The organism is Echinicola strongylocentroti (assembly GCF_003260975.1).
Classification (GTDB): Bacteria; Bacteroidota; Bacteroidia; order Cytophagales; family Cyclobacteriaceae; genus Echinicola; species Echinicola strongylocentroti.
In genome coordinates this window covers 4,978,196-4,992,297 of record NZ_CP030041.1, presented here as the reverse complement: position 1 = coordinate 4,992,297, position 14,102 = coordinate 4,978,196, and the positions used below count along the sequence as shown (strand labels likewise).

Below are 14,102 nucleotides of genomic sequence, written 5' to 3'. Positions count from 1 at the left end.
TTTGGATAATGGTTTCATTTCAATGGGCTTGCCCTGGAGCTTGATAGCCAAATTCCCGTAAGATGGCTTTGGCCTTCTGGGAAAAAAGATAGTCGTAAAATCGGGCCGCACCGGGCTTGGGTTCCCCCTGTTTTTTGATCAAGACTACTCCCTGTTCGATGGGAGGATAATCCTTTCTATCAATAGCTACCCAGCTTCCTTTGTGTTTCATACTGGGTGATTTGACGACGGCACCTGCTGTAAATCCCACTTCAGCGGCATTTGACAGGATGTATTGGGTGGTTTGGGAGATACTTTCCCCGTACACCAGCTTATGCTCCACTTGACCATATAGCCCCTTTTCCTTAAGCAAGGCCACTGCAGCGCTCCCATAAGGTGCGGTCTTGGGGTTGGCTACTGCCACATGGTTTATCATAGGCTCAGTAAGCATGTCCAAGGTCACCTTTCTGTTCTTATCGGCAGTCCACAGGACCAATTCCCCATAAGCATAAATTTCCGGAGGCGAATAGGCCATGCCCGCTTCTTGAATGGCCTTAGGAAACTTCATATTGGCCGACACAAATACATCATAAGGAGCACCTTCCTTTATTTGGGCGGTCAATTTACCAGAACTACTGACCACCATTTGACAAGTCGTCTCCGTTTGGCTTTCAAATCCGGCAATTAAAGCCTCCATGGCAAATTGCATGTTGGCAGCAGTGGCGATGGTAATTTCTTCATGCCTTTCTTGATGACAACTCACCAAAAATAGGACAATAAAGGGGATCCATCTTAATTTATCCATTGGTTTTTCTGTTTTTTTAGTTGCTTTAGCCACCTCATTATGTCTTAGATAGCATAACGGTCATAAAAAAAATCAGTAGTCAAGATTATTTGTAGCTTGGTCAATATATTCACTCATCTCTTTTTCCAATTTCCGAAACATATTAATGGCTTTCTCACCTGCGGGAGTCAATTGGGCTCCTCCGCCACCTTTGCCACCAGTCTGGGTAATTACAAGTGGATCATGGGTTTTGGCATTCATGGAATCCACAAGGTGCCAAGCTTGGCGATTGGACATGTTCATCGAGGAAGCTGCTTTGGATATGGATCCCAACTTTCCGATTTTTTCAAGGAGTTCCACCCTACCAAACCCCAAAAAGGGACCTTTATCGGTTTCTACCCAGAAGCGAGCGTTTACTTTTAACTTCATAACCGTTTGATTTTTGTTAAACTTGAATTCTAAGACCTTGAGAAAGTAACGTAAAGCAGCTAACTTATTTGAAATAAATCGGGTTAAAATTACGTATTGACACTTAAAAACACAGGCCAAACCTAGGTTTATTTTATTATCCCCCATCTTTAAACCCGGAATTGATAGACAACTACCTATTATTCTTTTTGTAATACACCTTCATCGCTATGGAGTGTTTTAAAATTAAAGTCTTTTGGTTAGCTTTATACATATTGACTTTTAAACCAACATGTACCTTAAATTCAAGATTTTTATTTGGGCAGTTTGCGTGATGTGTCCTCTGGTGCTGCATGGACAGGCGGGTCCTGAATCCAGCAAACCCAAAATAGGCTTGGTGCTCAGTGGTGGCGGAGCCAAAGGAATGGCACACGTAGGAGTAATCAAGGCCATGGAGGAAGCAGGAATCCGGCCGGATTACGTGGTAGGCACCAGCATGGGCGCAGTGATAGGTGGACTCTACGCCATTGGTTACAATGCCGATGAACTTGAATCCATCATCATGAAGGCCGATTGGGATTTGATCGTATCCAATAGGGTGAGTTTTAACACCATTGCATTCGAGGAAAAGGAGTATTATAACAGGTACCTTTTTGAGCTACCAGTCATAAAGGGAAAAATAGCGGTCCCTACAGGACTGATAGAGGGGCAGAAATTATCGGAAACATTACATTATTATACTTGGCCTTCTATAGGACTCCAGGATTTTGATGATTTCCCTATTCCTTTTCGTTGTGTCACGACAGATCTACGGACGGGAAGAGGCATCGTGATCGAGTCCGGTTATTTGCCGGACGCACTCCGATCGAGCATTGCCATACCTTCGGCCTTTACGCCCTTTGACCTGGACAGCACGATGGTAGTGGATGGCGGTGTGGTCAATAATTTCCCTGTGGATGTGGCCAAAGACATGGGGGCTGATATTATTATTGGCGTTAATGTGGGCGATGAGGATTTTGTGGATCCCAAGGAGCTGGATTCATTTTCCAGCATTCTGATGCAGATCTCCATGGCCAGTTCATATCGGAAATTGGCAGACAACATCGCTGTATGTGATGTGTACATCAAACCGGATTTGGAAAATTACAATACGGCCAGCTTCAGCAGCTATAAGGAAATACTGAAACTTGGCCACGTTGCTGGCGAAGCCAATAAGCCCGTTTTTGAAGAGCTGGCAGACAGTCTCGGGATACACCAAGAAAACCCCGGCATAGGGCTGAAAGCCGACCCCATCCGTATAAGTGATATTTCTATAAAAGGCAATCGACTATTTTCTGATGAACTGGTCAGGTCCAGATTGGACATTGCCCCGAAGGACACCGTATCGCGATCAGAACTCCTTTCGGGTATCGACAGGGTATTCGGTGTAAACGGGTTCAGAAAGGTCGATTACAACCTAAAACCTACCGAATCGGGACATTACGATTTATTGATCAAGACCAAGGAAAAACACAACACCATCCTTAATGGAGCCTTTCACTATGACAACCTGTTTTCTGCGGGAATCCTCCTTAACCTTACCATGCGGGACCTCCTGGGCAAGCCCTCACGAACCTTGGGCATATTGGATATCTCCCAAAATCCCAAGTTTAGAATAGACCATTATAAATATCTCGGGAGCGAAAAAAACTATGCGCTAAACCTGCGGTACAATTATCTTTTTAAGCAAATCCCAGAATATGAAGATGGTGTCAAACAGGATTTATTCTTGAACAGAGAAACACATCTGAGTGCTAATATCCTTACGACTCATTCGCTAAAGCAAAGTTTTTGGGTAGGAGGATTCTATGAACGCGCTAGGGCACAGTCCAGTTTTAATATCGCCATTCCTTCCGAGATTCGCGGAGCCTATTACACTTATATGGGCGTCCGGTTTTTACATACCAGAAACTCCCTCAATGACCGCAATTACCCCACAGCAGGTGCTGAGACAATCTTTGAAGGCGTGTATAGGGCCTATAGTGACTATCAGATAAAGCTAAAAAAGGGAATCGACACCCTGACCTATGAACTGGGCGGTGAAACGGTAAGAATCCCAAAAGAAGTGCTCGATGAAACCATCGAAACCATCACCCCAAATGGCTTTATCTCCTTGTTTTTTAATTATGTAAAATTCTTCCCAGTAAATGACCGCTTTCAGATAAGTCCTACCGTGGCACTTGGTATCACTCTTTCTAACCAAGAAGAAGACTTCAGCTTCAGTGAGTTTACCCTTGGAGGGTACCAGCGGGTAGATTTTAACGATATGCCCGCTTGGGGACTTAACTATGCTGAACTTACGGCTGAAAATTTCGGGAAACTAGGGGTCAACTTCCAATGGTTGCCAATGAAAAACCTGTATTTTCGAGCAGGAACCAACTTACTGGGACATAGCGAACACACCCCTATTTCTGATGTCAGTGAGTTTGATTTTGACAACTTCTTTTCCAATCAGGTAATTTGGGGCTATGGAATTGATTTGACACTTGACTCCTTTTTGGGACCTATTACGGGAGGGCTCTCCTCCAACACCAAAGATGGAGTGATCAGGCCTTATCTCTCCATAGGATTTTCCTTTAACTATTCCGACAGGTAAAATAACAACACGTCAAAACAGAATTAAACCCGGATCCTAAGACTTTAAGAAGGCACTTTGAGAAGGCAATATAAAGTAGCTAACTTATTTGACAACCACATTAGGCACATAGGAGAGCATAGGGGGATTTCTTCCCTTTACCTTTGTTACTTTTTGCTTCAAGTCAAAAAGTAACAAAGGCTACCTAACTGGACAGTCGTCATACCTGTTTCGCATAGACTCAGCTATCAAGGTAAATTGGTAGGTGACGCTGCGGGAAAGAGATGAACAGCTGTGTATAGTTGGTAATGCTTGATCAGGTTTCGGATGAGGGGATTGGTACAAGCGGAAAGCTGAAAAGAAGTCGTGAAATGAATATTGATCTCCTTAAATTGCTCCAAGCAACGGATATTAATGATGTCTTTGAGATTTTCTGGGTAAAAATTCATCAACGTCAACCTTTCTACCCTTGACAGTGAAAAAATCAACTGATAATCTTCCCATCGATTGGCCTGCCTAATGGTAAGCTGTTGTAGATTAGGAAACTGTTTGATGGAAAGTCGTTTTTCCGGCCATTTGATTTTGGGACCTTTTTCAATGGTGAGTGATTGGAGCTCAGGGAGCACCGTAAGTTCATTAAACTCCCTTGGATCATCAAGTGCACCCACTACTTCCAGATGTGTAAGTTGATCAAAATGATGCAAGCCTTCCAGGCGATTGGTAATCGACTGCGCCTCTTCTAGCTTCAGACGGAGGTGTCTTGTGTTCAGGAAGCATTTTGGAGAGCGGCCGGCTTCCAACATACTACGCATAAGAAAGGGAGATAATTGGAGCCATTTTGTATCATAATTTTCAAAGGAACTCCTCTTCAATATCAACAGGGAGGTTTCGAGTGCTTGAAGCTGCTGTTCCAGTTGGGGAAGTTTACCCTTCAGCTCTTCCAGGTAATCATTCATAGGCAGCAATCGGGCGTACGGGGAGTTGGGGGTCTTTATAAAAACGGAACGACTACCCGCTTTGGCTCCCAGGTAGCTCCCCAGTATTCTGCTCATTTGATCAACATCTCGGGCCAAATTCGATGAACGGTGCTTTTCCGGAATCATATAAAACAGCCTTAGTGCATGTTTTTGGAGCATTTTGGCACGAATGATAACTCCGGCATCATTGGACAAGTTATGTAAGTTTTGGGGAATGGAATAGTCCATTTCCTCCGTAACTTCATGGGAGAACCTCTTGCTTATCCAGGTCCAACAATACCCACTCACAGCTGATAGTTTCATTTCTCCAGGTTTTTTTAGGTTAAACCCGGAATATGCATAGACCGGGTTAAAAGTTAATTGTAAACCAATGTTGTGTAGCTGTATTTAGTCAGGTAGGGCAAAAAGGAATGCTACACCCGCAACCATTGCCTGCGACAACTTCAGTTCGATTATAAAACCGTCTCCAAAGGAAAGATTGCTTCACTCCCCTATCACTGCATTCGCAATGAATTTTTAATACAAATAATAAGTCGAGCTCAGGCCATTATTATCTTCCGCCAGCGTAAAACACCTTTTCATAAAACACAAACTACATCAATAAAGGTATTAACGGGATAAAAATACAGATAAAAACAAAATCTCTTTGTATAGCTGAAAAGAATGGTTAGGTAGGTGTTCTTTATTGTCGTATTTATTCAGGTAAAGGTAATCGTAAGGCTTTTAGGAGATCATAAAGGGTCTTGGTGTAAAACAGATAATGAATATAATGATAGCCACCCATGCCACTATTTTTCTTGGTCTATCAAGGCGTGTACCATCTTGGACTGGAGGATGTTCCAAACCAAGCACCCTCCCCAGCAAAAATGCATAGAGTAGCCACCCTTCATATCCTTGCAAGTGGGGGAATGCATAGGTGAGTGCATATTGGATACTGACAATGGCGAGCACAATGGTCCACTTGGTCTGTCTCGGAAAACCGGATTTCTTAAAACAAATATACAGGAAGCCAATATATATGGGCAATGCAATATAAAGATAGGTGGGTTCAAGGTACGGATTGACCACCCCTAACCCTGCAAAGAACAAAAAGGCAATATAAAAAACCAGGGAAATCTGCTTATGGTGCCTTGGAAACAGTCCGAAAATAATATGGCCTCCATCCAATTGGCCGATAGGAAGAAGGTTCAATGCAGTAAAGAACAAGGCCAGATAACCAGCAAAAAGGTAAGGATAGTGGATCACCTCGCTCATGTTTGGCATTTTCTCAGGATCAGCCAATAGGTTTTCCATTCCATAAAACAGCAGGTTTTGGCCCAGCTGGATATTGATGATTTCCTCTTGATCAGGATCGTAATCGGGGTCCATGTATTCGGGGTGGATCTCATAGATAAAATCGGCTTCGGGAAGATGGGTAAACCCAAAAAAGAGCACGGCCAATGCAATCACAAAGCCAGCAAGCGGTCCAGCAACACCGATATCAAAAAATTTCCTTCGGCTATTGACAAAGGCTTTCATCTTGATTACAGCTCCCATGGTACCAATAGAGGGCATCCCCATAAATCCCAGCCAAAACGGCAAGAAAATAGGCAACGAGGCTTTCACCTTTAACCGAAGAGAAGTAAAAAGATGTCCCAGTTCGTGCACCAATAATATCCCGATAAAAGGAATGGAAAATGCCATTGAGCGGACAAAATACTCCCATGTCAGCGGCTTTTCGCTGGAGAGCACGCTTCTGCCAAATAACCATTCACCACCTGCTAAAGTGGTACAAATAAAGGTGACAATAAATAATAAAAGATGACGTAAGTACTCTTTTTTAGTGTACATCCGAGAAATAATCCATTAACGCATTTGGGTGATTAATGTGGACGGTATTAAGTCCCACTTTTTGTGCCCCTGTCAAATTAGGTGCAGTATCATCGAAAAATACACCTTTTTCAGCAGGCATACCTACTTTTTCCAATACTTTTTCATAAATCACCGCATCCGGTTTTCTACACCCCATCTCGTGGCTCAAGAACAACTCGTCAAAAAGTGTAGAAAAGCGATCAATTCCAGTGTCGTTCAGCAAGATTTCCTCTACTTTTTTAAAGTGGATACCATTGGTATTGGAGAGCATATAAACGGGATGGGTCTTTCTGAGCTCCCTTAACAGTTCTATTTTTTGCATCGGAATATTTTTGAGCATTCCATTCCAGATAGCATCGATTTCCCGGTCAGTCCATTCTTTGTTAAAGGACCTTCTGATTTCATCCCTAAAGATGGCCTCACTGATTTCGCCCTTCTCAAAGGCATGGTGTACAGGGTGGGCCATAAAATTCCCGAGCTCATCATTGCCATCCCCGTCCAGGTAACTGGATAACTGGCTGATCGTAAAAGGAATATCCAAGTCAATAATGACCCCGCCAAGGTCAAACACAAAAAAATCAATGTTTTTATCTATTTTCATACGGGCAAATGTTGTTGTTTTGGAATCAAATATGTAACATTGCAGTCCCAAAAGCAAGGAAAACTGATTGAAGCTTTTCGGGAAGGGATTTGTAATGATCCATTCTTGGAACAATCACTCAACAAATGCTTTAAGGGCCTATAGCTCAGCTGGTTAGAGCACTTGACTCATAATCAAGGGGTCCCTGGTTCGAGCCCAGGTGGGCCCACTAAAAAGCCTCGTATGATACATATGAGGCTTTTTGCTTTAATTTACGAGTAGATTGGCGACTAAAAATTAATCCATATCCGATTACCACACCTTAAAACCTACCTTGATTTCATGAAGATCTAACTGTGGGGTGTATTCGTAGCCAATCAGAGATTTATTGTTAAGATAGGTAGCCCCGACTGAGTATTTAAAATATGAACTAATTCCACCTGTAGCGTATAATCCTTTCGGATGCATCACCTTGGTTGTATTTCGCTCGATGGTATTGGTAACCGTTCGGATTGGAATGTCCAGGACCGGGTTGATCTCCAAGTGCTGCAGGTATCCTCCGGTCGTGGCCTTCCAGTTTACTCTGCCGTAAAGATGGGGGTCGCTTCCTTGATAATGGCGTATGCTGTCGTACTTCTCAGGCTCCGGACTGGGCTCCCGGTACCGTTCCACTTCCAGTATCCTGAGAGAATCTTGGAAATGGTAGATAGTGGTGTCCTTTCGTATCCAATCCGTCTTTGTCTCGGTACGGTATGTGACCTCTTCCCGCTCGGTGATCTCCGGCCAAAAGAATATTCGCATTACTGCCGCAGCTGCGATGGCCCCCAAGGTGAATATGATTAATTTGCTACTCATCAAAATACAAATTTGCTTCCGCTTTCCTTCTCCTTGTCAACCCATCCCACACCTTTCCGCCAGCCTTATTCCATCTCATAAACTCAGACCTAATAGAAGGGTCTTCTGGATTGATATTAACCTTCTTCAGTAAAGTACTGTCCCGGAAATTTTGCAGTCCTACGTTGTAGGCAAATGAAACCAACGCGCTGAATGGTTTAGCGCCTATTGGCTGTAAAATCGCTCCTCGAACACCTTCAGCAAACCCCTCAACGATATTGATAAACAATTTTTCCGATCGTGCCTTACTGATCCTATCACCCTGCTTTACCTTGCTTCCGTCCTCGTAATAAGTGTTGCCATGACCGATTGTCCAGACACCTGCAACGTCCTGGTAAGCGTCTAGTCTCAGCCCTTCAAACTCCTTCATTAACTCTATACCTTCCTTTGTCAGTCTCATGGGTTCAATAGTGCTATTAATTCTTTCACCTTGTTTGATATAATGATATCCATGATCGTCATAGATATCATTATGATAGCAACAACCCCGGTAATCAAGGTCTTATATATTAGGATTTTTTCTTTCTTCATCTTCTTTTTCTGATGGTAATAAATATGAAGTCAGGACGCTGATAATACTGCTCAGCAATGTTCCCATTACAAACCCCTGTGTAGTGTCCACGATCCGCTCGTTTCCTTCAGGGATCTTCATAAAAGAAATAGCTAGAAGGTAGGTGAGTCCCAAAAGGGCCATACCTCCCAGAATTCTAAGTGCAAATTTCTGTTTCCATGCCTTCAAAGCTTCCTCTTTAGTCATTGTTTATTTTAGTAGTAGTTCTTCAATAAAATTTTATGTTATGATGGGCTTCAGTAGCTTATATAACCCCGTCAATAACACTTCTTTGTCCCCATCCTTGATCACCAAAACGGACTTGGGAAGATAAGTAAGGGGAAGAATTACCTCCTTGTTGTTGATTTCTTCCACGTATACCACATACTCCTCACGCTTGTGCAAGGGCACTTCCATTTCTTCCTCCCCGTTATTTTTGGTCACTTTTTCTGCGAACTTTTCAAACGCCAATTGCATGGCCTTTTGGTGGCACTTTGCTGGCTTGCTTGTCTCTTCGAGATTGTCCACTGCATCATACCCAACCAGAGGATCCAGCCTTAATTCCGTGATCTGTTCCAGTCCTGTGTTGATTCTGAAGACTTCCAAGGAGGTTAGTTTTCTTTTTGTCGCTTTTGCCATGATTATTTGATTTTAGATTCGATTAGATTTAAAAATGATTCCAGCTCCTTAGTACTCACCGTGACCACCTGTCCAGCGAAATCCACTTGTGAAGCCCCTTCATCCAGTGCCTCCTGATCGGCATATACTTTATGCTGGACATAAATGTCAGTGGTGCCATCTTCTTTTGCTTCTCGGATTTCCGCTTTATTGAAGACGTGCACAGCGTCCGGAAATGTGAATTTTAGAGCGTTCGATTTGTGTAATTTTTTGATTGTTTTCATGATTAGATTAGTTTTATATCTGATAATGTAAGTTCTATAGTTACACCAGATGTGTTGCTTATTCTTATTGCTTGTCCGTCAGGAGTAGCTGTCAATCCAGCAGAACTTCCAATAACATTGACAAATGATGTTGAAGAATTAATACGTGTGTGGATCACATTAACATACTCATCCCCGCCTACTTCGAGAAAAGCAAGAATCCAAGTACCTTCTGACTGCCCTGCATTAAGACTCACAGTTTGGCTCGATCCATTAGCAATTGGCAGTAATGTTTGTTTATAAAGAGGGGCCACAAATTCTTTTTGTGAATACCTCGCATCCAGCTGCGTATTATTTCGGACTTGACTGCCTCCGGTGCCGGATACTGCATAGCCTTGTGATGTTACCCAGCTTTCTGTTGCATAGCTGGTCAGGTCGGAAGATTGGAGGTATCTAGAATCAAGTTGCCCGTTATTTCTAACCTGTCCAGATCCTGTTCCTATTGTGGCCTTTTCATACCAAGGCGACCAACTACTGCCATCATAGTACCTTTGCCAGCTTTCATAATTACCACCTGACATAACTTCCTGAACCCTTCTTGAGCTGCCTCCAATATGAGTTATACCCCATAGGTTACCAACCGCCCCTGATGGAGCACCGGTTGCCGAAGTAGGTGCCAAAAAGAATCCTTGCCCAGCTGTATTTAAGTCCGAATAAACAACAGCATAACCTAAACCGTAGTCTCGGAAATCCCCCCAACTATATGCCGTCTGGCCATTCAGAATCCTGTTATCGTTACCCTGCGCCACCGTACCGGCAGACGTGCCGAAATTCTTATTGAAAGCTGTGTTTTTAGAAAATTTTGGCTCGTAACCACTTTGCACCCAACTCTGGGTCGCTGGGCTGGAAAGATTCCCAGAGTGCCATACTGTCCGATTTGAAATTCCATCCAAATACTGAAGCCCATTAACCCCCCCAGATTCGAGAAGACGGATAGTTGATCCTGATACATCATTCCTGATATCTAAACTACCCGTAGAAGATGATCCAAATCCTAAAAATGCTTGCCTGGTAGACCCGTCGATCTCATATATTGAAAAGTAACCGACATTGCTAACTCCTGAACCAGTCCCTTTAATTCGGAATGGTGAGAATGAAGCTCCCCACAATACACCGGTTTTGGTCTCATCGCCAGTCTTATGTATAACCGCAGAATCCAACGCATAGCCCTGAGAGGTAACCCAAGATTCTGTTGCATAGCCATTCAGGTCAGAACTCGTTAGATAACCCTGTGATGTCACCCATGATTCTGTAGCAGGGTTCAATAGATTGCCATAATGCCACATCTCTCTCCAAGCTGTGCCTGGATTTAAGGACAGGTTACCAGACCTGAAGAAAAACCTGTTGGCAGATTGGGTAATTCCAATTTGGACACTTGTAGCAGACACGCTGCTATTTTGGATAGTCTGAACCCATATGGTTTCCGCAAGTGGCAGATTAGTGGCTGAGGAAGTAAATAGTGTGTAATTAGTCACTCCCGTAATTGTCCCGCCATCAGAAGCATTTCCACTTGATATCTGGGGTCTGGAAAAAACATAATCGCCCGATAACTGGTATCTTGCATCCAATTGGGTATTGGTTCGCACCTGACCGCCTCCGGTACCGGATACTGCATAGCCTTGCGATGTTACCCAACTTTCCGTAGCATAGCCATTCAGATCCGCACTCGTCAGATAACCAGCCAACGCATGATTGCCCCAACCAAAAGCCGTCTGGCCATTCAAAATTCTACTGTCATTACCCTGCGCTACCGTTCCTGCAGACGTGCCGAAACTCTTGTTAAAAGCTGTGTTTTTGGTGAATATAGGCTCGTAAAAAGCAGAATAGTCACCAGATTGAGCGGTGATTACCCCTGTCCTTCCGAATACACTGGTAACAGCATCCGTGTTATCCGACTTCTCCCATTCCCCACTATCATTGTAGATTACATAATCCCCGTTCTCCACATGGACATTACCCGAACCAAAATCAAAGTTAACTCCCGGACTTGGTGCCCCAGTAACTTTATAAGTCCATCCTGCTTCACCTGTACCGTTTGATAATGAAGGGGTGTTCGTACTTGCATTCCATACTCCCTTGTATATCATTATAGCGTTGGGAAGTTGGTTAATGGGGACTTTACCTCCTCCGTCCAATGTTGCCACTCCATTAGCTATCCCTTTTTGAGATAATGGTATGTAAACCCCGGAATGAGGTCCCCAGCTGTAAGCCTCATCCCAATTATCCTTATTGTATCCGGATATGGGTACATTTCCAGCAAAGAAATTATCTAATTCTTCTTGGGTGTAGAAAATACTTTCAGCCTGTCCTTTCGGTAAAAGTTCTTCAGGTTCGATAGCATCTAAAGCTTTTACCCGGCCATCAAACTCAAACCTCTCCAACTCACCTCCTTCGTCATATACTACCCTAGCCCCGCTTTCGGTCATTTGACTATCCTGTACCTGGGGAATAGTTCCGTCAGGCAGGTTAAATGAAAAACTAGTCTCTGGATCAGGCGAGGACTCTGGGCCTGTAGAAGGGACACCCTGATCTTCAGAAGCCTCCTCGTACGGTAAAATAGCCTGAGAGGTCTCGACCTGGTTGATTTCCAAGAAATCAGGCCTCCATTCACTTTGCTTTGCATCGTAGGTACCACCTCCTAGTATGAAATACCTATCTGGCTCATTATCCAGATCTTGATAATTAGCGAATATATGAAGCCCTGTTCGGGTATTTCCTCCAAGAATATTATAGGTAGTCGCCTGGTACTGGTTAAGGTATTCCCGGGCTATAAGCCTTGCCAGTGGTTCTGTTTCCGAAATACCCTTTCGGTGCCATTCCTCGGTAAAAGTCCCACCCACAATCTTGGCATTCTGCGACATTATTGTTTTGGCGTCGCCTAGTTCCAAGGAGATATCATCAAGCTTAGTAGTAAAGTTCTCAGGGTTTACCGTCTTGTAATAAACCTTCTTGTTGATCAGAGCGGGATTATTAACAAGTGTACACCTAAACCCGCTCCACACAGATACATACTCCGTCTTGGCGGTTGATCCTGTCTGCACAATAGGAAAAATCCTAACTGATAGGTCGCCATCCTCAGGCACGGGAAGGTTACCAAGGTCTATTGCCTCCCATCGATAGGTCGCCCCCACTTTCCATGAGATGTATTCCTTCGTGTTCTTCCATTCATACCCACCGTTCCCGTCTACACCAAGCCATTTTGTACCGAGCTGCACGCCTATTACAAAGTATGCATCTACAAGCACGTTATTAGAACCCTTAGTGGCACACTGCACATCAAAACTTAATGCGATTACATTCTCCACTTCCTTCTTAATCGACACAGGAGTGGATTGCAAGTACACCTCATAGGCAGGATTGTCCGGAAAGTCCAACAATGCATTATAGATCAGGCAGGTATTCCATCCCGTTTCGGAGTCCTGTAATACCCTTCTTACTTCTCCATTGTCCTCGTTAATAAAGGGATTAATACCGTGGTAGGTCCATTTGTTAAGTTTCCATACGGATCCAAACTGGGCCACCGGTCCCTGGTATTCCAAATTCCAGTCATTGAAATTGGTGTCCGGGATCAGTTGACCGGACTCTGATCCAAGGATATTACCAAAATTCTGGGACACACTTAACTTTTTGTATGCCCGATCGGTCTGTAGCATGGCCCCGTTAAGCTTTATTCCTTCCGAATTGAAGGTTTTGGTAAGGGAATGGGTTCCACTTTCCAAAAGCGTTCCCGTATGGCCAAATCTCCTAAATGCTATGGAGCTACCATAAAGCTCTGGCCAGCGTATGATATGCCACTTATTGTCCACCTGTGCCACGAATGCATTCCAGGACTTCAATATCTTTTCCAATACCTCATAGCAGCTCATAGGTACGTCTTCCTCACCGTCCTCATCCTTTAGAAAAGCTTGCATATTAACAGAGCTCTGTGACAGTGGGCAATCCGTGTCGGTCATGCCGGCACTGTAAAGGTTTGCGGCTATTACCACGTCCAACTCTAGATCGGTTTCTCCCAGGCAAGCTATTACCACGTCCTTTTCCGTAGCCGTGCTGCTGTATTCGTCTGCAGTGATATCTGGCAAGGGTATTTCCTTAAGCCCTCCAATGCCGTCTGTGGCCTTTATCTTTGTCTCGTAAGGAGCTGTCTTGTATGCTTCATTGAACAGATCAGGTGTGAGCCATCCACTCCATACCTCCACACCCTGTTCCTTGTGTATAAGCTTGTGTTGGCGTTCGTCTCCCTCAAATAGATCGAAGTAGTATTTAGAGACATTGGACAAAAGTGATATCGTGGAATCAGAGCCTTTAAAATGCTGCTTGATATCCTTGCTATTGTTCCTGGTCAACAGGAAAGGGACGGCACCCCCATCTATGTACTGGGCAGCGCCTTCAAAGTCACGGGTGTATATCTCGTCCCGGCACGTGCCAAACTTGTTGTCGTATTCAAGAATATACCTTAGTCCATAAGCCATATCGCTAAATTAGACTTAGGCGGGGTAGGGAGGGGGGGACATTGTTCCTTTTTTA

The 14,102-nt window shown here is 43.9% G+C and carries 12 protein-coding genes and 1 tRNA gene; 2 read left to right on the top strand and 11 right to left on the bottom strand.

Translation table 11 applies throughout. The features are described 5' to 3' along the window. Positions 1 to 19 precede the first annotated feature (19 nt). Both modA and DN752_RS19730 read right to left on the bottom strand, forming a co-directional pair. On the bottom strand, positions 20 to 784 hold the full coding sequence (modA, locus tag DN752_RS19735; protein WP_112786626.1) for a molybdate ABC transporter substrate-binding protein: 765 nt from the start codon (positions 782 to 784) through the stop codon (positions 20 to 22). Positions 785 to 856: 72 nt separating this feature from the next. After that, positions 857 to 1,192, bottom strand: a complete 336-nt coding sequence (locus tag DN752_RS19730) for a winged helix-turn-helix domain-containing protein (protein ID WP_112785563.1) — start codon at positions 1,190 to 1,192, stop codon at positions 857 to 859. A gap of 271 nt (positions 1,193 to 1,463) precedes the next feature. Here DN752_RS19730 and DN752_RS19725 point away from each other — a divergent pair, with 271 nt between their 5' ends. Then, positions 1,464 to 3,806: a patatin-like phospholipase family protein gene (locus DN752_RS19725; RefSeq protein WP_112785562.1), complete on the top strand. Its 2,343-nt coding sequence runs from the start codon at positions 1,464 to 1,466 to the stop codon at positions 3,804 to 3,806. A gap of 227 nt (positions 3,807 to 4,033) precedes the next feature. Here DN752_RS19725 and DN752_RS19720 read toward each other — a convergent pair whose 3' ends face one another. From DN752_RS19720 to DN752_RS19710, 3 genes are all read right to left on the bottom strand, one after another. Further along, entirely contained in the window at positions 4,034 to 5,065 is a 1,032-nt protein-coding gene (locus tag DN752_RS19720; RefSeq protein ID WP_112785561.1) for a hypothetical protein, read from the bottom strand. Positions 5,066 to 5,485: 420 nt separating this feature from the next. Then, entirely contained in the window at positions 5,486 to 6,592 is a 1,107-nt protein-coding gene (locus tag DN752_RS19715; RefSeq protein ID WP_112785560.1) for a site-2 protease family protein, read from the bottom strand. Beyond that, complete coding sequence (locus DN752_RS19710) at positions 6,582 to 7,214, bottom strand: HAD family hydrolase (protein ID WP_112786625.1); 633 nt, start codon at positions 7,212 to 7,214, stop codon at positions 6,582 to 6,584. The genes DN752_RS19715 and DN752_RS19710 overlap by 11 nt, the downstream gene beginning before the upstream one ends. 134 nt (positions 7,215 to 7,348) lie before the next feature. On the opposite strand from DN752_RS19710, the gene DN752_RS19705 reads away from it, so the two are divergent. Beyond that, positions 7,349 to 7,422: transfer RNA gene (locus DN752_RS19705), tRNA-Ile, on the top strand. A gap of 83 nt (positions 7,423 to 7,505) precedes the next feature. On the opposite strand, the gene DN752_RS19700 is transcribed toward DN752_RS19705, so the two are convergent. From DN752_RS19700 to DN752_RS19675, 6 genes are all read right to left on the bottom strand, one after another. Further along, a complete protein-coding gene (locus DN752_RS19700; RefSeq protein WP_112785559.1) occupies positions 7,506 to 8,048 on the bottom strand; it encodes a hypothetical protein in 543 nt (180 codons plus the stop codon). Continuing rightward, positions 8,041 to 8,487 carry a lysozyme gene (locus DN752_RS19695; protein WP_112785558.1) on the bottom strand — a complete coding sequence of 149 codons (447 nt, stop codon included), beginning with the start codon at positions 8,485 to 8,487 and terminating at the stop codon, positions 8,041 to 8,043. Before DN752_RS19695 ends, DN752_RS19700 begins: the two co-directional genes overlap by 8 nt. Before the next feature lie 102 nt (positions 8,488 to 8,589). Continuing rightward, the gene (locus DN752_RS19690) at positions 8,590 to 8,844 is read right to left on the bottom strand and encodes a hypothetical protein (protein ID WP_112785557.1); all 255 of its coding nucleotides are present in this window, start codon (positions 8,842 to 8,844) and stop codon (positions 8,590 to 8,592) included. 33 nt (positions 8,845 to 8,877) lie between these two features. Then, on the bottom strand, positions 8,878 to 9,276 hold the full coding sequence (locus tag DN752_RS19685) for a hypothetical protein (protein ID WP_112785556.1): 399 nt from the start codon (positions 9,274 to 9,276) through the stop codon (positions 8,878 to 8,880). A gap of 2 nt (positions 9,277 to 9,278) precedes the next feature. Then, positions 9,279 to 9,539 (bottom strand): hypothetical protein, encoded by a 261-nt coding sequence (locus DN752_RS19680; RefSeq protein ID WP_112785555.1) that lies wholly within the window; start codon positions 9,537 to 9,539, stop codon positions 9,279 to 9,281. Between the two features lie 2 nt (positions 9,540 to 9,541). Further along, a complete protein-coding gene (locus DN752_RS19675) occupies positions 9,542 to 14,047 on the bottom strand; it encodes a pyocin knob domain-containing protein (RefSeq protein ID WP_112785554.1) in 4,506 nt (1,501 codons plus the stop codon). Between the last annotated feature and the right edge of the window lie 55 nt (positions 14,048 to 14,102).